Source organism: Pirellulales bacterium (genome assembly GCA_036490175.1).
Taxonomy (GTDB): domain Bacteria; phylum Planctomycetota; class Planctomycetia; order Pirellulales; family JACPPG01; genus JACPPG01.
In genome coordinates this window covers 15,306-36,646 of sequence record DASXEJ010000095.1, presented here as the reverse complement: position 1 = coordinate 36,646, position 21,341 = coordinate 15,306, and the positions used below count along the sequence as shown (strand labels likewise).

Annotated in this window: 14 protein-coding genes; 6 read left to right on the top strand and 8 right to left on the bottom strand. The window is 60.5% G+C overall.

Translation table 11 applies throughout. The features are described from left to right. Positions 1-4: 4 nt before the first annotated feature. From VGG64_06815 to VGG64_06790, 6 genes are read right to left on the bottom strand one after another with little or no spacing between them, the layout of a single operon-like run. Positions 5-526: a type II secretion system protein gene (locus tag VGG64_06815; protein HEY1599295.1), complete on the bottom strand. Its 522-nt coding sequence runs from the start codon at positions 524-526 to the stop codon at positions 5-7. A 50-nt stretch (positions 527-576) separates the two neighbouring features. After that, positions 577-984 (bottom strand): hypothetical protein, encoded by a 408-nt coding sequence (locus VGG64_06810; protein ID HEY1599294.1) that lies wholly within the window; start codon positions 982-984, stop codon positions 577-579. Further along, complete coding sequence (locus VGG64_06805; protein HEY1599293.1) at positions 981-2,222, bottom strand: type II secretion system F family protein; 1,242 nt, start codon at positions 2,220-2,222, stop codon at positions 981-983. Before VGG64_06805 ends, VGG64_06810 begins: the two co-directional genes overlap by 4 nt. A gap of 42 nt (positions 2,223-2,264) precedes the next feature. Continuing rightward, entirely contained in the window at positions 2,265-3,485 is a 1,221-nt protein-coding gene (locus VGG64_06800) for a type II secretion system F family protein (protein HEY1599292.1), read from the bottom strand. 45 nt (positions 3,486-3,530) lie between these two features. Continuing rightward, on the bottom strand, positions 3,531-4,598 hold the full coding sequence (locus tag VGG64_06795) for a type II secretion system F family protein (protein HEY1599291.1): 1,068 nt from the start codon (positions 4,596-4,598) through the stop codon (positions 3,531-3,533). 28 nt (positions 4,599-4,626) lie between these two features. Next, positions 4,627-5,853 carry a GspE/PulE family protein gene (locus tag VGG64_06790; protein HEY1599290.1) on the bottom strand — a complete coding sequence of 409 codons (1,227 nt, stop codon included), beginning with the start codon at positions 5,851-5,853 and terminating at the stop codon, positions 4,627-4,629. Between the two features lie 504 nt (positions 5,854-6,357). Between VGG64_06790 and VGG64_06785 the strand changes: the two genes are divergently transcribed. From VGG64_06785 to VGG64_06765, 5 genes are all read left to right on the top strand, one after another. Then, positions 6,358-9,303 carry a hypothetical protein gene (locus VGG64_06785; protein ID HEY1599289.1) on the top strand — a complete coding sequence of 982 codons (2,946 nt, stop codon included), beginning with the start codon at positions 6,358-6,360 and terminating at the stop codon, positions 9,301-9,303. 204 nt (positions 9,304-9,507) lie between these two features. Beyond that, entirely contained in the window at positions 9,508-12,681 is a 3,174-nt protein-coding gene (locus VGG64_06780; protein HEY1599288.1) for an efflux RND transporter permease subunit, read from the top strand. A 74-nt stretch (positions 12,682-12,755) separates the two neighbouring features. After that, complete coding sequence (locus VGG64_06775; protein HEY1599287.1) at positions 12,756-14,204, top strand: efflux RND transporter periplasmic adaptor subunit; 1,449 nt, start codon at positions 12,756-12,758, stop codon at positions 14,202-14,204. Between the two features lie 354 nt (positions 14,205-14,558). Further along, entirely contained in the window at positions 14,559-15,167 is a 609-nt protein-coding gene (locus VGG64_06770) for a sigma-70 family RNA polymerase sigma factor (protein ID HEY1599286.1), read from the top strand. A 1-nt stretch (position 15,168) separates the two neighbouring features. Then, positions 15,169-17,361 carry a serine/threonine-protein kinase gene (locus VGG64_06765; protein HEY1599285.1) on the top strand — a complete coding sequence of 731 codons (2,193 nt, stop codon included), beginning with the start codon at positions 15,169-15,171 and terminating at the stop codon, positions 17,359-17,361. Positions 17,362-17,583: 222 nt separating this feature from the next. On the opposite strand, the gene VGG64_06760 is transcribed toward VGG64_06765, so the two are convergent. Both VGG64_06760 and VGG64_06755 read right to left on the bottom strand, forming a co-directional pair. After that, entirely contained in the window at positions 17,584-17,868 is a 285-nt protein-coding gene (locus VGG64_06760; GenBank protein ID HEY1599284.1) for an antibiotic biosynthesis monooxygenase, read from the bottom strand. Between the two features lie 198 nt (positions 17,869-18,066). Continuing rightward, positions 18,067-18,237, bottom strand: coding sequence for a hypothetical protein (locus tag VGG64_06755; GenBank protein ID HEY1599283.1), 171 nt, complete (start codon positions 18,235-18,237; stop codon positions 18,067-18,069). A 600-nt stretch (positions 18,238-18,837) separates the two neighbouring features. Here VGG64_06755 and VGG64_06750 point away from each other — a divergent pair. Then, positions 18,838-20,694, top strand: a complete 1,857-nt coding sequence (locus tag VGG64_06750; GenBank protein ID HEY1599282.1) for a serpin family protein — start codon at positions 18,838-18,840, stop codon at positions 20,692-20,694. Positions 20,695-21,341: the final 647 nt, after the last annotated feature.

The window sequence follows — 21,341 nt, the reverse complement described above, 5'->3', positions numbered from 1 at the left end:
TTTCTCACTTCGCGCGGGCAATGGCCGGCGAGCGTCTGTCGATCACGGCATCAATGCGCATCGTGCGTTTGTCGGCCAGTTCCAATTGCTTGACGCCCAGCGGCATGGTGATCAGCAGCGTGACCAGTCGCGGCTCCGCGTCAGCAACCTGCCAAACGGCTGTCGCACCCGCAGGGAGCGGGAATGTGTCCTGGTGAACGATCTCACCGTTGACCCTTACGACGCGTTCGATTTGGGCATTTGCCCACGAGTATTCCACCGTGCGATCCCCAGGCAACGCCAGGGCGATCTTGTCTGCCGTAGCACCGTCAGGCGGCGTCATCGCGTCCGCAACTTTTCCGGCATGGACGTCCGCGCGAAATAGCTCGCCCAGGCGAAACATCGCGGCCCTTATGGCGCGATGATCCGCGACCGACCGCTCGGCGCGCCAAACGCCTTGCAATAGCACCGCCACCCCTCCCAACACAATCGATGCCAGGCTAACGACAACCGTCATTTCGACGAGCGTGAACCCACGCCGCCGCATTGTGCGTCCGCGGGAACGTGCTGGGTGTCGGTTGTGTGACAACTTGTAGATCATGGTGATCTTGGCGCTGCGAATTTCCAAGTGGTGAGCTGTACGGAGCGTTTCCCCTCCTGGGGTGTCGGCCAGGTAACCTCGATCGTGATTCGTTTTTGACGCAACGGCGGTTCAGCGGCGTCGATGCAGTCGATCGCCAACTCTCCGCCTGCCAGCGCTGACTGCGTCTCGGGCGACAGTTTCATGGCCGCCAGCGACACAGCCGTAACATCATCGTAGTCTATGGCGGCAATGCGCTCGGCGACGTTGCTGGCTTCCATCTGTGCGGCGAACTGACGATCGGCCGCTTTCCTTTGCCGCGCGCACAAGGTCAGTATTTGCGCCGTCGCCACAATGGCCACGGCCAACAGGCACAACGCCAGTGACACTTCCACCAGTGTGGTGCCGCGTCTTAGCTTTCTCATGACAGATTCCCAATCAACTCCACCAGAGGCAGGAACACGCTGAGCGCTATGGCAAACACCACCGACGCAATCGCCAGCAAAGCCACAGGAAAGCCGATCGCGTTCAACGTAGTGATGCGTACTGTAAAACGACGGACCTGTCTGTCGGCCATCTCCCCCAGGGCCCAGCCCAGATTTTCGACGCGCTCTGCCGATTTCAGCACCAACGCCTCGACCGATCCGAGCAGTCCGGCGGCTTGCAAGCTGTCGCACCAATCGGTTCCTCCCCGCATCAGATCCCGGGCTTGCCGCAGGCGCGCCCGAACATAGGACTTCGGATAGAGCTTCGCCAAGGAGGCAACCGCGGCGGGCAGGGCCTGCTGCTGCTCGACGGCCTGACCCAGCGAGCGCAACACCACGGCCTCGTCGAGGCGACGCGTCAAACGGCGCACTAGCGGCGGATCCCATCGTATCAGGCCCACATATCGCCCCAGGGCAAACAACAACGTAACCAGTAGCAGTGGAATTCCGAAAAGCAAGAAAGGGCTCGACAGCCAATTGCACCCGTTGATCACAAACACGCTCACCGCGGGCAGCCGCATGTTGTGGCTGTAGCATATCTTGACCAATTCAGGAACGATTTTGTATTGAATAAAACCGATCACGCCACAACAAAAGCAGACAAGGATGGTCAGGTAGATTACCTGTGACGCGGCGCCGCGTGCTGTCGTTTCGATCTGCGCGGCGGCACGCGCGGCTCCCTTCAAGCAAGCCCCCAGTCGCCCTGTTTCGCAGCCAATCCGCACGGCCATCAACGCGTCGGGCGGCAATGGCGTGCCCGACGCTCGCAAGGCGGCGTCCAGCGGCATGCCTTGCTCTAGACCTTCGGCCAGGTACCGCGCTCGCTGGCCGATGCCGTCGTGCCGTTCATCCGCAAAGGCCCGCGCCGCGGCAGGCAGCGGAATGCCTTTTTCGGCGGCCAAGCCTAACGACCACAAGAGCATGCGGCGCTCGGTTTCCCGGTAACGGCTGGCAATCATCATGGCGATGATCAAAGTCGCCAGCCACAACAGAAAGCCAAGAACTCCTCCCAAAACCACCATGCCGGCCAATAGCGCGGCGAAAAACACGAGCCACGCGCAGAACTTCAATAGCCGTAGGGCCATCGCCGCGATGTGCAAATCCGCGTGCCAGCGCAACCTCACCAGGAGGAACACCAGGAAGAGGATCAGGCCCACATCTACGAACCACGGCCGCATATCATTTATTTCCGAAAGTGTTGTGCCACATTGTCAAGCACATTACATGAACGTACTGACCATATTAACCATGGGCGCAATCAAAGCATTCAGTAACGCCAGGACGCCCAAAGCGACGAAAATGAACATGATCGGCGGCAAGGCCGATTGCAAAAACGTCGCGCGAACACGCACGCGATTCTCGAACATCTCACCCGCGGCGCGCAGGGCTTCGGGCAAGGCACCCGCATTTTCACCCCAGCGCACGATCGGAACCAACGAAGCCGGCAAGCGCCGCATCGCAGCCACGGCTTCGGCCAATGGCCGTCCGACGGCCGTCAATTGCGCGATTCTGCGGCTTTCGGCGGCCACATTCGCATCGCTTATCCCGTCTGCGGCAAATCGCAAGGCCTCGGGCGCGGGAATATCGTTTTCCAAAAACAGCCCTAGCAGGCGCGTCCATGTGGCCACGCTACGCCACAGCAGCATCGGTCCCAGGAAAGGAATCTTGGTCAGCAAGCGCCAATGGCCCACCGGCGACAGCAACGCCCGAAACATCAGCATCAGCATCGGCACGGCCGCTACGGCAATGCCCACGGTGACCAACAGCCGATCACCTGCAAACCACAGCAGCACGCTTGTCGACATGGGAAGCGGTCCGACGCCTTCGTACACGTCAGACAACCCTGGCAACACAAACACTCCCAGAAATACCACTAACGCCACATACCCGACCAGCAATACCAAGGGATAAGAAATCGCCAGTCTGACCGAGCGCCACATGTCGCGCGACGATCGATCGATATCGAGCAACTGGGTAAGCACCTCGGCCAGCGTACCTGACTGCAATCCCGCTTCAATCAATCGGCTCAAGTGGCCGGGTACCATTTGCGGTTGCGATGCCAGGACCTGATCCAGTGAGCGCCCCATTTCCAATTGCCGAGCCAGCTCGACCAGCGATTGGGCCAGATGACGATGCGACTGCTCCTCCGCCGCCGCCCGCAAGCCGGGCGAAAGTGGCAGGCCGGAGCGCGCCAGCATTTCCAGATGTTCGGCCAATCGCAGCAACTCGTCGGCAGATAAGGGAACCGGCCGAGGCCGCGCCGGATCGGACGATGTGCCACCAGGCTTTTTCGTGGCTGGCAAGGCAACAACCTGCACCGAACGCAAGCCGCTCGCCGTCAGCAGCGCCAGCGCATGGTCGAGATCGGTCGCCTCGATTTCGCCGGCCGTCGTCCGCCCGTCGGTCGTGACGGCCGAATAGTGGAATTGCGTTTCACTCATACGCCGGATCGATACACAGGCCGCGTCACGCGACCGTCCTTAGGATCAAGAGTTGCCCGACATGCTAAAAAGCAGATCGTACCAGGGCACGAACACACTCAGCGCATAAACGGCAACGGCGGTGCCGCCGATCAAAAACGTAAGAGCCAACGGCAAATACAGCCGCAGTCGATCGTCAAGTTGCACGGCACGGCCACGAAAAGATTCGGCCGTCCGGCGCAGTGCTTCTGCCAGGCCAGGCTGCGTACTGCCGCGCGACAGGAGCCACGCCAACAGCGGCGGGCAGCCCTCGATCGTAGCTTGCGCCGCGTCTGCCCTACCACCGCGCTCGATGTTTTGGGCAAGCGTTCGCGCGCCGCGTGCCAATTGCGGATCGCCACTGGCATCGGCCGCCAATACGATCGATTCTCCCAGCGGCACCTCGTGCTCGACTAGCAGCCCGAGCACATCGGCGAACGTGGCGATCTGTCCATATTTAATGAGTCGTGCCGTCGGAAGGATTCCTTCCCTGCGAACAGCCTGCAGTTGTCCGGTTCGTCCGGATCGATACCACCAAAAGCCAAGCGGTAGCAGAACGAGCAACGGCAAGGCCGGCCCCCAAATGCTCGCACTCTGTCCCAGGTTTACCAACGCGTGATTCAACCGATTGGGCGGCGCGTTCAGCGTTTGATACGCCTCGGAGACAAGCGGCTGAAACCGCAATATCGAAAGGATGAAAAGCACGTATGCCAGCAGGGCAACCGACAACGGATACACAATGGCTGCCCTGGCAAGCCTGCGCAGCTCGGCAGCACGGCGGGCCGAGTTGGCCAACCCCTCGAGCGCCGACGATAGTCGTCCGGTACGGGCCCCCGCTTCGACAACGGCCCGATAGGCGGGAGGAAATATTCCCGGCGAGCTGGCAATGATGTGCAGAAAACTCTCGCCCGTCCGCATGCGGTGAGCGACATCGGTGGCCAACTTACCCGAGCGGTTGGAGAGGTCGCCGGCCGCTTCGAGTAGTCCTTGTTCGAGCGGCACACCGGCGCGCGCCAATGCCGCCATTTCGTCGGCGAGCGCGATCAACTCGTCGAGCGAGATGCTTCCTGCGTGCAATGATGGCAAGGTCGACACGGCGGGCCCCTCTCCCTGTCCCGTCATTCTAGCTGGCTGTGGGTCCCAACGCATCGGTAAAACCGAGCACTCGGCGGACCTCGGCGGCACTGGTAAGCCCTGTTTCGACGGCCTGCAGTGCCCAATGCCAACGGCTCAACATGCCGCCGTCGAGGGCTGCCCGTTCGAGCTTGACCATGTCGGCACGTGACAAGACTCCGGCCGGGACTTCCCCCATTTCCATCGCAAGCATTTCGGCCAGCAGCGTGCGTCCGCAATATCCCGTCCCGTGACATTGCGGACAAGAACCCGCCAGGCGTGCCTGGGCAACGGGCAAACCGAGCCGCGCCTCGGGCGCATCGCTCTCAATCGCGCACGAACAAAGCTTGCGCACCAGGCGCTGACATACGACGGCCAGAATGCCCGAACGCAAGACATACGGCTCGACCCCCATATCCGCCAACCGGCTGATCGCGCCGGCGGCGCTACCGGCATGAAATGTGGTCAACATCAACTGTCCGGTAAGCGAGGCCTGCAAGGCGATGCCAGCCGTGACCGGATCGCGCATCTCGCCCACCATGATCACCTGCGGATCTTGCCGTAAGAGCGATCGCAGGCCGGTCGCCAGGTCCAAGCCCGCGCGTGCATTGACCTGCGACTGTGCCACGCCCGCCAGGGCCACTTCGACGGGGTCTTCCAACGTCGCGATACTTCGTCCCCCCGAGCGCCGCACTAACTCGCGCAGGCAAGCATAGGCCGTGGTCGTCTTGCCGCTGCCTGCCGGGCCGACAATCATTATCGCACCCGAAGTTTCGTCCAACAGTCGGTTCAATTGCGTTGCGACCGTGGCGGGCAACCCAAGATCGGCAAGGTACGGATAACAAGCAACCGCGGCAAACAGCCGCACCACTGCTTTTTCGCCGTGCAGTGTGGGAAACGTGCTCACGCGCATTTCAATCTCGGCGTCCGGATCGCGAATGCGCCCCTCCTGCGGCACATCTGTGCGATACGTGAGCAACTCCGCCAGAACCTTCAGCCGCGATATGACGTCCGATGTTTTTCCCGGCGGGAACGTTCCCAGCTGCTCTAGCACGCCGTCGATGCGGAGGCGAATTTCCATGCCCGCATCGGTGGGTAACAGGTGCAAGTCGCTGGCGCCCAGGCTGCGGCCGGCCGTTAGCAACACATCCACGAATCGCGTGGCATAGGCATCAGTCGTGCTATCGAGGTTCGCGAGCCGGCTGCGAAAACCGCCAAGTGAGTAATCGGTCGTCAAGAGCTGGCTCCCAGAACACCAACAGGCAGACCGGCAACCTTGCCGGCGGCTGAACAGGAATTCGCGTCATGCCGATGACGGCACCAATGCACTTTAATCGCCAGGCAATCGGGAAGCCATGCCACGGATCTGCGGAAAAACGCCGTCAGCATCGTCAGTTTCAGACCACACCGGTCATCAAGACCGAACGATCGCGAAGTTCCATTTTTGCTTTTTGGATGGTCTGGGTTCGAGCGAAGCGAGCCCTCAGTTTCTCGCGACATTCTGGGGGCGGCGAATACGCCGATCCCAGGCACTCATCGACTTTGCAATCCTCCTGAGTCATGAGGGCCGAATCCTTGTTTTCGTGTTCCTGCAGCAGTAGAGTGCTAATGGCGCGTGGATCGTCGCCGCATATCTTGCTGGCGCTCGAGTCCGCAGAGATGGCAACCACTGCTCGTTGCCCGTCGTGCCGGTCGATTGTGCTCGCTCAGGTGACTCTGACTTTTCCTACGGAGGTCCGCCATGCGAAGTGCTTCTTGGCAACCATTCTTGATGGTTGCTCTCAGTTGGGCATTTTGTGCACACGCCGCGGCCGCCGACCCAGCAAGCAATGAAGACACGCCCGTCACGATCTGCCTGACGGCCGCCGAGCCCGACTTTAAGGTGCCGCAATCCGCTGGCAGGTTGCTCGTTCGCGAGATCGCACGGCAAGCGGTCTTGATCGCGGCGCGGGACCAGCTTGGCCTGGCCACGCGGGATATGACCTTGCGCGAGACGATGCCCTCGACCGACACCGATCGGGTGCAGACCATTAACATCTCGACCGCCGAAAGCGCCGACAAGTTCGTGCGCATGCGGTTGACTCGTGGCAGCGGCGAAGGTCTGACCGTGCTCTACGAAAAGGAAATCCCGCTGCCATTGGCCTCGGACAAGACGGTCGACTATCTCGCGCTCGTCGTGGCGGCCGAAGAGCTGTCGCGCAGCGAGATTGCCGATGCCCTGCGTAAGGCTGATTTTCGCGGAGAGGCCCATCGCGCGGACCCGACCGTCACAGTGCCCGCCAGCGTATACGAGCAACTGGCCGAGATGAACTTTTTCTCGCAGTTTGCCGCGCTGCGCGAGCTGCACGAATTGCAACGCGAAAAAGGAGAATCGCCCGAGACGCTGGCCGCATTAGCCCGAGCCTACGCCCATTTGGGACAATTGACCAAGTTTCATTGGAATGCCTCGCACAAGGCGTTCCACGCCCGTTCGCTACTGTACGCACAGCGGCTGGTCGAGACCGAGAAGAAAAGTCCCTGGTCGCTGAAACATCGTGCCTACGCGGCGGGCCTGGCCGGGCTGCACGCCACGGCACTGTCGGACCTGAAGGCAGCAACCGATCCGGCTAATTCTGGCGCCGACGCGCCCCCTGCCGAGGCCGGCAAGAAAGATCGATCGACCGCGTGGGAGACGCTGCTCGTGGCGTTGTGCCATTACGATGCCCAGGCGCTTCGGAAGGAGCCTGCCGAGGTTGATTTAAGGCAATTCGCAGCACTCTGCCGGTTTCTCGTGGTCGAGAACTCGAACTGTGAAAGCCTGACGTTGACCGCCGGCAGCAAAGCACTCGATGAAATACCCGAATGCTATTGCATCTGTGATTCGATGGCGCGCTATACCGGCGTCATCAGTCGACACAAGACAACGGTGCAAGGGCCGCTCGTGCTCGGCCAGACAATTGCCGCCAGGCTGCGCCAGATGCCCAACCTGCCGCTGAGCGTCAACAAGTCGTTGGACAACCTCGCGCCAGATTTTGGCGGGCTCCAATCTGAGCCGGCCTGGGCCGGCGGCGCGAAAAGAGCAACCCTGGTCAAACGCCTCGCGACTGCTGGCGCCGCCGGCGACGACACGAGGGAACCGTCCTGGGAATTGCTCGCACGGCTGGTCGAGGATGTAACGCTAGTGCATGTCTATCGACGTCTGGAATTCTTTCACGACGGGCTTGGCCTCCCATCAGCCAGCTACCGTGACCAGCTAGTACCCGCTTACGCAGCCGTCGGCGATCATCCCTATTTGCCGCTCGTCAAAACCGCGGTGTTGAATCCGCAGCGCGACGTAGAGCAAATCGTCGCTCTCTGTGAAAGCGCAAAACCGGTCGACGTGGAGCTGACTCTTTACCCCACTCAAAGACGCGCCAACTATGCCAGCGCGGCGCGCGACAGCATACGGACGCGACTATGGAGTGCCATGTGGCGTCACACGGACATGGTTGCCGAAGACTTGGAACAAATGGCCTACTACTCGCAGAACCGTGGTATGGCACGCGAGCTATTTGCCGTCAGCCCCCATTCGCCGCAAGCCGTTGCCCTGCTGGTCCTCTATGATCACGAATTCTCGCCCCCCAAGATGAAGGACTGGGAGCAAGATTACAGCAATCAGCCCGTCGTCTCCAAAGCGCTATCGATCAGATACGCGCAGCTAGGACAATTCGCCGACGCAGAACGATGTTTGAAACGATACGTCGAGTTGTCGCCTGACCAGTGGGGTTATCAGTATCTGGCCGACAATTACTGGAGGCAGAAACAGCCGGACAAATGGAAAGAGGCGCTCGACGAGTCGCTCAATCACGAAGATTTCGCCCTCTCGCACGCCCAAACACAAGTCAAGCTGGCCCGCTACTTCATGGAGAAGAAAGACTGGGACCAGGCACTTCCTTACGCGCACGCGGCCGCTCAGACGGGAGCCGCCTGGGCCATGATGTGCGCCGCTGAATGTTACGAATCCTTGCAGCAATGGGACGAGTCCGAGCAGCTGATCCGCGCCACGTCGGAACGATATACCAATTCAGCGCTCGATTGGTACTTCTGGTGCCGCCGAACAGCGCACGGCGATTTGGAAGGGGCCCGCACGCTGGCCAAGCAGTACGCCCCGCAGCTGTCGCTCAGCCCGAACCCGTACGACTGGGACCATCTGGGTGTCTATCATGTGCTCGCAGGAAATAACGAGCTGGCCCGGAAATCCTTTGCACGTTCGTTCGAGAGTTCGGGAAACCCGTACTCCGCGTTGCACCTGGGATTGCTCGCCGACGCCGCCGGCGACACCGAGGCCCGCGACAAGGCGCTCATGGGCGCGGTCGATCGCGGGCCGCAATATCAAAGCCCCTCCGGCGTGCAAAAGGCCACGATCGAGTTCGCCAAATGGTTGAACAATGTGTGCCACCTGCCGGCGGACGCCACACTAGACGTGGAGGCACTCAACGACATTCTTAAATCGACCGACGCGGGCGAGCAGGCGAATTTAGAGTACTTCGCCGCGCGATACTTCCAGGACCACGCGCATCAGGAGCTGGCACGCCAGTTCTTGGAAAAATGCGTGGCCACGAAAACCACGAAATGGAATTGCACCTTGGCCAACGTTCTCTTACGCGAGTTGTCTGCCGGAGAACCGGCCGCAGCCGCTGCGCCGGCCGTACCGACCTGCGAGAATTGAAGGATCGACTTTAGGTCCGACCGCAGTCCACTCTCATCTGTAACGGGCAGACTACCAGCGCCCCTCTCAGAGGGCAGCTGCCCTCCCGGCATTCCGCCGCTCGGAATCGGCTTTCCCGTCGATTCCACCCCGGGCTGTAAGGTCATTGCCGCCGGCTGGTATTCCTCTCAGCGGATGAATCTTGTCCCGAGCAGAGAGCCAGCCATGTGGATCGTACGCCTTGCATTGAAAAGCCCTTACACGTTTGTGGTGCTGGCGCTGCTGATCGTCGTCTTAGGTGTGACTTCGATCACGCAAATGCGCACCGATATTTTCCCCGAAATCGACATCCCCGTCGTGACCGTCATTTGGACCTATAAGGGGATGGAGACGAGCGAGGTCGAGCGGCGTATCACGACTTACAGCGAATACGCGATCACTTCCAACGTGACCGACATCAAACGCGTGGAATCGCAAACGCTCAACGGCGTGGCGGTGATCCGCATTCATTTTCATCCGGGCGTCGAGATCGGCACCGCCCTGTCTCAGGTCACTTCCACTGTGCAATCTATCCGGGCTTTGATGCCGCCGGGGATACAACCTCCCGTGGTGGTTCGCTTCAACGCGTCGAGCGTGCCGATTCTGCAAATCAGTTTGAGCAGCGAAAGCATGTCCGAAGAAGAGGTCTACGACTACGGTCTGTACGTGCTGCGAACCCAGCTTTCAACCGTGCAGGGACTCACGATGCCCACCCCCTACGGTGGACGCGAACGGCAAGTGATGGTGGACGTTGACCCGCAATTATTGCAAGCCAAGGGACTGTCGCCCAAGGAAGTCGCCGATGCGATCAATGCCTACAACCTGGCCTATCCGACGGGCGTGGCACGGATCGACACGCACGAATATCCAGTAACGTTGAACAACACGCCGCTCACGCCCGAGCGGTTCAACGACATTCCCATCAAGGTCATCGGCGGCGCTACGATTTACATGCGTGACGTCGCCCAGGTCCGTGACGGCAGCACGTCGCAATCCACGATCGTGCGGCGCAATGGCAGTCGCGGGGCATTGGTCACTTTGCTTAAGAACGGCAACGCCTCGACGCTGGATATCGTCAAGCAGGTCAAAGAAGCCATGCCCCAGATTCGGGCCGCGGCGCCTGCCGACCTGCGGATCGATCTGCTGTTCGATCAATCATTGTTCGTCACCGCGGCCATCGATGGCGTTGTGGCCGAAAGTATCATCGCCGGATTGCTTACAGCCACGATGATCCTGATATTTCTTGGCAGTTGGCGCAGCACGCTGATCGTGGCGGTTTCGATTCCGCTGGCAATTCTGTCTTCGATCGTGATGCTGTACTTGTTGGGCCACTCGCTGAACGTCATGACTCTGGGCGGACTGGCGCTGGCCGTGGGGATCCTCGTCGATGACGCCACTGTCGAGATCGAGAACATCCATCGCAACCTGGGCTTGGGCAAGCCACTGCGCGAGGCGATTCTCGACGGCGCCATGCAGATTGCCGGCCCGACCTTTGTCTCGACGCTCACAATCAGCATCGTGTTTGTTTCGGTACTATTCCTGGATGGTCCTCCCAAATATTTGTTCACACCGCTGGCGTTGGCCGTGGCCTTCGCCATGCTGGCGTCGTATTTGCTATCGCGTACGATCGTCCCCACCATGGTCGATTTCCTGCTGCCGGCCGAGTTGGCGCATGGTCATGGTCAGGGGGGTGGATGGTTCGCGCGCCTGCACGGCGCCTTCGAGCGGCGTTTTGAGCAAGGGCGCGATGCCTACGTGTCGCTGTTGAAATGGAACTTGCAGCATCGCACGGCAGTCTTCGCCACGTTTGCACTGATCGTCGCCAGCGGCCTCGCGGTATTACCCTTTGTGGGACGCGACTTTTTCCCGACCGTCGACACTGGGCAATTCCGCCTACACGTGCGGGCGCCCGCCGGCACGCGCGTCGAACAGACCGAGCGCTACTTCAGCCAGGTCGAAACCGCCATCCGCGGAATCATCCCACATGAAGAAATTGAGCTCGTGCTCGATAACATCGGCTTGCCGAATCGCACCTATGCGATGGCCTTTGGCGACAGCGCCACGACCGGCATGGCCGATGGCGAGATCCTCGTCGCGCTCGCTCATGCTCGCGCACACTCGACTCCGGAATACATCGCGATTTTGCGGCGCGAGCTGCCGAAGCGGTTTCCACAGCTCGTTTTCTTTTTTCAACCGGCCGACATCGTCAGCCAGATTCTCAACTTCGGCCTGCCCGCTCCTATCGATATTCAGCTCGCCGGATTGAATCGCGACGACAACCACCACATGGCGACCGAGATCGCAGCCCGGATACGTCACATTCGCGGTGTCGAGGACGTGCATTTGCACCAGGTGCTGAACGTGCCAAAGTTGCACGTCGAAGTCGATCAAACGCGCGCCCGTGAGTTGGGTCTGACGCAACAGGATGTCGCCAACAGCGTGCTCGTGTCTCTTTCTGGAAGCGGGCAGGTACAGCCCAACTACTGGGTCGACCCGGGCATGGGTATTTCGTATCTCGTCGAGACGCGCACGCCGACCTACAAACTGGACAGCGTTGACGCCATCAACGGCTTGCCGCTGACCTCACAAGGCGTGCCCGGCGTGCAATTGCTTTCGAACGTCGCCAAGGTCGAGCGCAGTATTACGCCCGAAGTCGCCAATCATACGAACGTCCAGCCCACCTTCGATGTCTACGCCAACGTGCAAGGGCGCGACTTGGGAAGCGTGGCCGGTGAGATTGACCGCGTGCTGGCCGAGTATCGTGCCAAGCTCTCGCCGGGCAACACGATCACCATGCGGGGCCAGGTCGAGAGCATGGAGTCGGCCTTCTTGCGACTGGGCCTGGGTTTGATTTTTGCCGCCGTGCTGGTGTACCTGCTGATGGTGGTGAACTTTCAAAGCTGGCTCGATCCGTTCATCATCATCACGGCATTGCCAGGAGCTTTCGTCGGTATTGTCTGGTCGTTATTCCTTTGGCACACGACCTTCAGCGTGCCGGCGCTGATGGGGGCGATCATGTCCATCGGCGTGGCCACGGCCAATAGCATTCTGTTGGTGACGTTCGCCAACGAGCAACGCCTGGAGGGGAAATCGGCGTTTGACTCGGCTCTCGAGGCAGGACGCACCCGCATGCGACCCGTGCTGATGACCGCCGCGGCCATGATCATTGGCATGTTGCCCATGTCGCTCGGCATTGGCGAAGGGGGAGAGCAGAACGCCCCATTGGGGCGGGCCGTGATTGGCGGACTTTTCGTGGCGACCATCACGACGTTGCTGTTTGTCCCTGTCGTGTACAGCGTTTTGCGTCGGGAAAAGATCGTGAATCGGGGCCTTGAACACGATTCCCACCAAACGGTGTAAGGCCCGGAATTGCCACCGGTATTCCTTTATATAGCCGTGTCGGGCAAGCCAGGTCAGGGTCCAGGAGAATTGTGATGTCCACTACCGCACTCAACCGGGTCGTCGCAGATTTCCACAGCTCGGGCCAGGGAATCTGGTCGCGCGTCGACGCCGCGGATTTGTCGGCACAGCAACTCGACGAGGGATCACCTCAGGATCAGCCACCGCGACGTTCGTGGGGGAAACGGTTGCTGTTTACTTCGATTCTCCTACTGGCCGCGGGCGCGCTGGCCGCGGTTTACCCATCGGGAGAATCGCTCACGTCTCACGAGGGCACGGCGGCGGACGCAGCGACAGAGGGAGTGAAAGTCGTCAACATCGATCGGCCCACGCCTTCTACCGTGGCGAGCATTGTACTGCCGGCCACGATTCGTCCCTGGCAGACGGCTGCCCTGCACGCGCGGGCCAGCGGCTATCTGTCGGCCTGGCACAAAGATCTGGGCGCCCCGGTCCAAGCGGGCGAACTATTGGCCGAACTAGAAACCCCCGAGCTAGACCAGGAAGTCTCTGAAGGCCTGGCACTCGCGCGAGAGGCCACCGCGGCCGTCGCGCAGGCGAAGGCAGAACGCGTCGAGGCTCAGGCCGATCTGCAAGTTGCCGAAGCTCAGCTCATCAAGGTGAACTCGGAAGTCGGATTGACCAGGCTACAACTGGGACGTCGCGAGCAGTTGGTCGCCAAGCGGGCCATTTCGCAAGAAGAATACGAAGTCTTTCGTCGAGATTTGGAAGTTCGCGAGGCCGATGTGACCTCGGCCGAAGCCGATGTGGCGCGCCGGCGCACGAACTTGGAAACGCGTGCCGCCATCATCGAAGTACGTGAGGCGACGGCGAACAGCCGTCAGGCGAATGTCGACCGATTAAAAGAGCTGCAACGATTCAAACAAATCGTGGCCCCCTTCGACGGGATCGTCACGCGACGCGCTGCCGAGATCGGCATGTTGGTGACAGCCGGCAAGGAACAATTATTTGTCGTCGAGGACATGAGCCGTGTCCGCGTGCAGGTCAACGTGCCACAGACCTATGCCATGCAGGTCGCCGCAGGCGCCTCGGCCACGGTCAGCGTCCCGGAATCGGCCACGCCGGCAATCGCGGGCACCGTTACGCGGTTTGCTCAATCGGTCGATTCATCCAACCGATCGATGCTGGCCGAGATCGAACTTGAAAATACCACCCATCACTTGCAACCCGGCAGCTATGCCCAGGTCGCACTGGCGACACCTCGACGAAACGGCTCGTGGTCGATACCTGCTTCGGCCGTATCGATGCGGGTCGAAGGTCCCCACGTCGTAATCGTCAACGATCACAATCAAATCGAAATCAAGCCCGTTAGCCTGGGGCGGGACCTGGGCTCTCGCATCGTCGTCACCGAGGGCATCGCCGGAGACGAACGGCTGGTCGTCAATCCGGGCGACGATCTGGTAAGCGGCACGCAGATCCAAATCGGCCGCGGCGGCCAGGCCGCCGATACAGTGGCACAGCGCTGATCACGGCTGCCGCGATGATGAACAAACGAACCGCCTGCGACGACGTGTCCCGTAATGGCAAGTACATCACGCCACAAAACAAAAGCAGCGAGCATCGGTGTTCGGATGATTGCAAATTTGACTGCTTGCGCGGGCAGAGGCGGGGTCACGTGCAGCTTGCCCCCGGTTGTTCGCAAGGCCCTGCGAGGGTCCAACGCGCACAGCCCAAACCTTCTGGGGTCTGCCAAACACTCACTCTGCGGCCTGCTGCCCCTCGTCCGTATGGCCTTTGCGGCGTATCATGGAGGGCGACGCGACCTTGGCGGAGGGCGTCGCACAACTCGTCAGCCGCAGATGGCACGTTCAGGTGCAATGATGACCGCGGACGATTCACCGCTAACCCGAGCCAGCTTGCTGGTGCAAATCCGCGATGGCGAGAACCACAGCGCGTGGCAAGAGTTTATGAAGCTCTACGGCCCCGTGGTCTACGGCTATGCGCGCAAGCGGGGCCTGCAGGACGCCGACGCGGCGGATCTCATGCAGGAGGTCATGCGCTCAGTCTCCAGCGCCATTGGCCGATGGGAGTACGATCGCAATCAAGGGTCGTTTCGCGGCTGGCTGTTTACGATCACCCGCAACAAAGTCTTCAATTTCTTATCGGCGCGCCGTATTCGCCCTCAAGGCTCGGGCGACACTACGACGAACCAGCTGTTGGCGGCCCAGCCCGACACTGTCGACGGGGCCGACTTCTGGGAAATCGAGTACCAGCGGCAGCTCGCGGCGCTCGCCATGGAGCGGGTCAAAGGCGAATTTCAAGCAACCACCTGGCAGGCTTTCTGGCTGACCGCGGTCGACGGGATCGGCGCGGCCGAGGCCGCCCAGCAGGTGGGCATTTCACCCGGGGCGATTTACGTTGCCAAGAGCCGCGTTCTGGCCCGGCTCAAAGAAGAAGTCGAATCGATGCGTCGGCAGGAAGAGGTGTAAGATGAAAATCGGCATGACTTGTCCCCCCACGGAAGAACTGCGCGAACTTATCGGCGGCACACTGGCCGACCAGCGCCAGCAAGAATGCACCGAGCATATGGACTCGTGCCCTTGCTGCCAGTCGAGACTAGAACAAATCGCCACCGAGGGGACCAACCTTTCGGAACTCGTTAAGCATTTGCCAGCCAGTGCGCCCATGGCGACTTCTGCCTATTGGCCAGCGTTACAGGCACTGGGGGCCAAAGAGCAGCCGGCGGTGGCCGCGCCCCCCGTTACCCGGCGCGACGTATCGTTGACGTTTCTGCAGCCGGCGTCCGACTCGGTCTATTTGGGACGACTGGCTCACTTCGACGTCATGCGTATTTTGGGACGCGGTGGGATGGGCCTGGTGTTGGAAGCGTTCGACTCGCGACTCCATCGCAACGTGGCGCTCAAGGTTCTCGATCCCGATCTGGCCGGCGATGAAATCGCCAAGCAGCGCTTCTGCCGCGAGGCCCGCGCCGCGGCCTCGATAACGCACGAAAACGTTGTCGCCGTACATCAGGTCGAGAAGGCTGCCGAGGGAAGTTTGCCATTCCTCGTTATGCAGGTCATCGCGGGCGAGTCACTGGAGCAACGGCTGGCACGCGACAAAAAGTTGCCGTTCCGCGAGATAGTTCGGATCGGCATGCAGGCCGCCCACGGTCTCGCCGCGGCACACGAACAGGGATTGATACACCGCGATATCAAGCCGGGCAACATCCTGCTGGAAGCGCCGCACGATCGAGTGAAGCTGACCGATTTCGGGCTGGCCCGCGCCGTCGAAGACGTGAAGCTGACCAGCACGGGCTTCGTGTCGGGGACACCACTCTACATGGCGCCCGAGCAAGCCATGGGCGAATCGGCCGATAGTCGCTCCGATCTTTTCAGCCTGGGGGCGATCCTCTACGAGATGTGCGCCGGCCAGCCCCCCTTCCCTGGCAACTCTGCGCTGGCCATTCTCAAACAGATCGTCGATACCAAGCATCGCCCGCTGCGCGAGTTGAATCCCTCGGTCCCGGACTGGCTGGCCGAGACGATCGATTGGCTGCTGGCGAAGAAGCCCGCCGATCGCATCCAGACGGCTGGCCAGCTGGCCGAGCTGCTGGAATTTCATTGGAATATGATGAGAACCACGTCGGAAGACGTGCCCACGGTTTGCAAAATCGAAGCCCGCAAACGGACCGTGCGAAATCGTTGGATCGCGGCGGGCCTGGGATCGGCCTTTCTGGCCCTCGGGCTCATTGGCGGCGCATTCCTGGCAAACCGCCGCGAGGCGAGCACGGCTGCATCTCCCACGACCGCGCCGGTGGCAGTCCTCAGCGCCAATGCCGGATCGATCTGGTCGGTCTCATTCGACCGGTCCGGAGAAACGGTAGCCATGGGTGTCGAAGATGGATTGGTGCGCCTGTGGGATTTAGCGACACAAAACATCAAAGAAACGCTGAACGCGCATCGCGGCAATGCCTGGGTTGCCCGGTTTTCGCCACGCGATGATCTACTGGCAACCGCCGGAGACGATGGCCTGATCAAGCTCTGGAAACCATCGCAGCCAGAGCCGCTTAAAATATTCAAACATCCCAATGGAGTGCGCGCTCTGGGGTTCGCGCCCGATGGCCAAACGTTCTTCGCCGGAGATCGCGACGGCGGGCTACGCGTCTGGTCACGAGAGTCCGATCAAGCCGTGGTCGAGGCGCAGCAGCCCGGGGCCGTTTACGCGGTGGCGGTCTCATCCGACGGCGAGACGTTGGCAACCGGAGGTAGCGACAAAGTGGTGCGCTTGTGGAATGCCAAATCACTCGGCCAACGCCTCCCGCTGGAAGGTCACGCCGGGCCGATCTATGGATTGTCGTTCGATTCCACCGGCACGCGCCTGGCCTCGGTCGGCTGGGATAAGACGGTGCGCATCTGGGACGCCAAGAGTGGCCAGCTCGTTAAATCCTGGATCGGTCACGATGCTGATATTTGGGCTGTCGTCTTTGCTCCCAAGAGCATGACGTTGGCCACCGGCGGACTGGACGGCGCCGTAAAACTATGGAACGCCGAGACGGGAGAACTGCTGACGAGCTATCTCGACCATAAGATGGGGATTCAATCCCTAGCCTTCAATGACGATGGCACGCTGCTGGCGTCTGGCGGACGCGATGGTGCCGTGAGGGTCTGGAAGGTCGAATAATCGATTAGCACTTCGCGTCGAGCGATGAGCGAGCGAGAATACTTTCATCGCATTTTACGCGCGACCTAACGCCTGCTCATATCGCGGCAGTTTTTTGCGCTGTTTGTGACCCATGCGCTCTGCCCCGTGCGCCCATGCACCAGCCGATAACCAGCTCGATATTTCAGGAGATCGCTTGGCGTGTTCATAATCTGGACGCCGGGCACTCGGGCAGTTGTTTTTTTAGTGCTTATAGATCTTGTGCTGGGGGCGGCCCGATAGGATTTGTTCTTTGCCCCAGGTCGTCACGTCTTTGAAAGCCTGGCTGCGGATGAAGTCCTGAAAAGCTTGCTCGTCAGACCATTCACTGGTGATGAGGTACGAAGCGTCGTCGGCTACGTCCTTCCAAAGCGTCGAGCTCGTATGCCCCGCGGCAGCACGCAGTGCCGCAATGACGGCGCTGAACTTGTCCTCGAAATCCTGTTGCTTGCCGGCGATAACGTGGTAGTTCATGCCAACGGTAATCATCGAGCTTGGGCTCCCTTTGCAATGTCGTGCGGCGGCGTCCTCATGATCGAGGCGCCACTTAACCATCAAGGCGTTACGTGCTTGCTCATGAGAGTATAGAACCTGACGCTGCCCAACAAGGTCCCCCGGCGAGACGGCCTTCGCCAATCATCAGGCCGCAAGAGCCAGGGCGGAGGCCAGATTCCAGCCCGCGCACGATCACTTCCGTTTCGCCTGCTCCGACTTCAAGATGAAGGCGATCATCTGATCGCGTGTTTTGCCGCTAACAATGGCGTCCATCGGCAGTCCGGCCGCGATCTTATAAGCGGCCATGAGCGATTGGTCATCGTAGGCCCGTAACGACTGCTCGCGATGTTCTGTCGGCTTCATCCTGGAACCTTGTCTTCCCAATCAAATCGTGCACGCGGTCGCACTAAACGCCTGTGAGAGGGCTGGGCGACTACTTCTCGCCTGAATGCAAACTCCGGACCACTTAGCGTGCGCAAAAAAGAGGCCGCCAGGGCGATCCACAAAGCCCTGACGGCTCATATAACGGAGCGGGTCAGCTCCGATGGAGTATCAACGGCAGCCTCTGGTACACTTCCGCTGCGACACGGATCACCTGGCTGGGTCGATCATTGTGCTGAGGCGAAATATAGGAAAGGGGGCGATCACTATGCAAATCATGGGCGAAAATCATGCACCCTGGTTGTCTGGTGACCGGCCAATTGGTCGGAAGCCGCCCGAAAATCGCTAGAAAACAACTCAGTTCCACCCGTGGCAGGCGACCACCGGAATCTTGGAATGGTCTCTGCCCCCAGCGGGTTTCGGCGGCCCGCCGCGTTCAATCGGCCGCCCTACTCGTGGCAGCCACCGTGACAATCTGCGACTAAAGTCGGCCCTTTAGGACTATGGGGGACATGAATCCACTTTTGCGTTTGTCCGTTCGGCCCTGGCCCTCCCTTGATTTCGATCTGTTGGAGAAGAATTATGTTTGCGAAGGAGCAGCGCAAGCGACTGAGTAACATTTGGGGCCGATCCGCATCGCGTCGGCCCCATCGCAAGCAGCTGTCGCGGCCGCTACGGATCGAATCGCTCGAGTCGCGCGATCTGCTGACCGTGGCCCCCTTTGTCGGCCCGCTGCGGTTCGGTACGGCGCCACCTGCCGGAGTCTCCGTACTAACGCCCGTGACGACGACGGGCAATACCAACTCCGCCGCGCCGGTTCTTACCTCGGCGCAGATTGCCGACGAGACGGCAGCCGGTCAGTCGATCAATGCACTCGGACTCGATCTTTACAACGAGTTGCAGACAACGCCCGGCGGCAGCGGGAACATGCTCCTCTCGCCGCTGAGCATCTCGACTGCTTTGGCCATGGCCTATGCCGGCGCCCAAGGCGAGACCGCAGCGCAGATGGCCAGCGTGCTGCACCTAAGCGGGAGCCAGGCCGACACCGCCCAGGAGTTTGGCACCTTGCTGGCTGATTTGAATAGCGCCGGCCAAGGCCAATACGCGTTGTCGGTTGCCGACGCGCTGTGGGGTCAACAGGGGCTGCAATTCCTCACGCAGTTCCTTGACACCATGCAGACCTCCTACGGGGGCGCATTCAATCAGGCCAACTTCGCGGGCAATCCTGATGCGGCCATACAAACGATCAATAATTGGGTTTCCCAACAGACCAACGGCAAGATCCAAAATCTTTTCTCCGACGCCTCGATCAACCAGTTCACCAAGCTCGTGCTGGCCAATGCTCTGTACTTCCAGGGGGGATGGTCGAGCGGATTCAACGCGGCCATGACTTATAGCGCCAACTTTACGCTCAGCTCAGGGGAGGCAGAGCAAGTTTCGACCATGCATCAGACCGACTCGTTCAAGTACATGCAGAGTGACGGATTTCAAATCGTCGAACTACCCTACGCCAGTGGACGGATGGTCATGGACATCATGCTCCCCACCACTAGCGGAGCAGCCGGCTTGAGTGTCAGCCAACTCCCTAGCGACCTCAACGGTTGGCTAGCGGGCCTCAGCCGGCAGGACGTGGCCGTTTCACTCCCCAAATTCACGCTCACCTCCCAATTCGACCTGGTCCCGCCCTTGACGACATTGGGAATGATCGATCCATTCCAACGCAACGCGGATTTCTCGGGCATGACTAACCCGAGTTTGTTGAACATCACGGCCGTCGTACACAAAGCATTTATCGATGTTGGCGAGTCAGGCACCGAGGCCGCGGCCGCCACCGGAGTGGGATTGGTTCACGTCACGGTGGTTACAATGGATCCCACGATACCTATAGCATTCGATGCCGATCATCCGTTTTTGTACATGATCCGCGACACGCAATCCGGCAGCGTGCTATTCATGGGACAAGAAGCTGATCCGCTCAGCAATCAGGGGGATCCGTCGGCCCCGGCCATCGTTCCGCCTGCCAACACACCGCAACCAGAACACGCGCCCCCGCCGGTCTCTAGCACCCACGTGTGGACGGGGCCATTACCCTTTCCTAGCTCCGGTTTAAGTCCGTCTGCCAGCCCCCTGTCGGCTGAACAGGCATTGCGTTCTGCTGCTGCGAACGGGTTTTCGGGAAGCGATAACGCTGCCGAAGCGCTGTCGTGGGCCGCAGTGCCCGCACAAATAGCTTCTTCGACCGCGACACCGTCTGTGTCGAGCGCCACGGCTCCGCTGGCAAGTTTTATCGGCCCATCGGATCAGAGCCATGCCGCAGCGGTTGATCAGGTGATGTCTGGCGCGGCGGACGTCGACGGAGATACTGTCAATCAATACGCTCGATCGGCAATCGCCTCAGTCGCCCGGTTTGCGACCACGACTGCACGGCGCAGCAGCTAAGCGTCAAGTGCGATTAGCCGCCGGGAGTAGGCCCTTCTTTCAAGCCGCCGCCGGTCGCATGAGGGGAAATGCTCTGGCGGGCAAATGTTGCACGAGGTGGGCGTGCGCGACGCGTATCCCGATGCAACCTGGCGGCACCTTCTGTTCCCAGGAGGATTGCAAAGTCGATGGGTGCCTGGGGTCGGCGTATTCGCCGCCGCCAGATTTTGGCGACAATCTGGGTGCTCGCCTCGCTCGACCCCAGTCACGAAAACTCAACTTGAACTTCGCGATCGTCCTCCCTCTGTTCCGGCCCCGCTTGCGGCAGTCGCCCCGGTATTATTCCGGATCGACGATTTGGCCACCGAGCACTCCCTCCCTCAAATCGGACCAGCCATACGATGCTCATTTAGAAGCATCGCCAGCGCGAACGCGTTGCCCCTGGCCGCGCCATGACCTTATTTACGCCCCTAGGTAACGAGGCCGATTTCGAGACTAACGCGCAACGAAGTCTCTGGCATCGTTAGCAAACATTCGCAGTAAACACCGTAACGGGGAGCTACTTTTTTACCGCCACGCCGTCGCCACACGCCCCGCAACCTACTTGCAGATCAGAATTTACAGACGCAGGGCCTCCTCTCGTAGCAAAAAACGCCTGCTCGCGGCGA

Excerpts from the sequence above, each read along its gene's own strand:
- VGG64_06770 (HEY1599286.1), top strand. The coding sequence starts at position 14,559 with ATGACCGCGGACGATTCACCGCTAACCCGAGCCAGCTTGCTGGTGCAA.
- VGG64_06805 (HEY1599293.1), bottom strand. The coding sequence starts at position 2,222 with ATGCGGCCGTGGTTCGTAGATGTGGGCCTGATCCTCTTCCTGGTGTTC.
- VGG64_06780 (HEY1599288.1), top strand. The coding sequence starts at position 9,508 with ATGTGGATCGTACGCCTTGCATTGAAAAGCCCTTACACGTTTGTGGTG.
- VGG64_06765 (HEY1599285.1), top strand. The coding sequence starts at position 15,169 with ATGAAAATCGGCATGACTTGTCCCCCCACGGAAGAACTGCGCGAACTT.
- VGG64_06775 (HEY1599287.1), top strand. The coding sequence starts at position 12,756 with ATGTCCACTACCGCACTCAACCGGGTCGTCGCAGATTTCCACAGCTCG.
- VGG64_06755 (HEY1599283.1), bottom strand. The coding sequence starts at position 18,237 with ATGAAGCCGACAGAACATCGCGAGCAGTCGTTACGGGCCTACGATGAC.
- VGG64_06760 (HEY1599284.1), bottom strand. The coding sequence starts at position 17,868 with ATGATTACCGTTGGCATGAACTACCACGTTATCGCCGGCAAGCAACAG.
- VGG64_06785 (HEY1599289.1), top strand. The coding sequence starts at position 6,358 with ATGCGAAGTGCTTCTTGGCAACCATTCTTGATGGTTGCTCTCAGTTGG.
- VGG64_06815 (HEY1599295.1), bottom strand. The coding sequence starts at position 526 with ATGCGGCGGCGTGGGTTCACGCTCGTCGAAATGACGGTTGTCGTTAGC.
- VGG64_06800 (HEY1599292.1), bottom strand. The coding sequence starts at position 3,485 with ATGAGTGAAACGCAATTCCACTATTCGGCCGTCACGACCGACGGGCGG.
- VGG64_06810 (HEY1599294.1), bottom strand. The coding sequence starts at position 984 with ATGAGAAAGCTAAGACGCGGCACCACACTGGTGGAAGTGTCACTGGCG.
- VGG64_06750 (HEY1599282.1), top strand. The coding sequence starts at position 18,838 with ATGTTTGCGAAGGAGCAGCGCAAGCGACTGAGTAACATTTGGGGCCGA.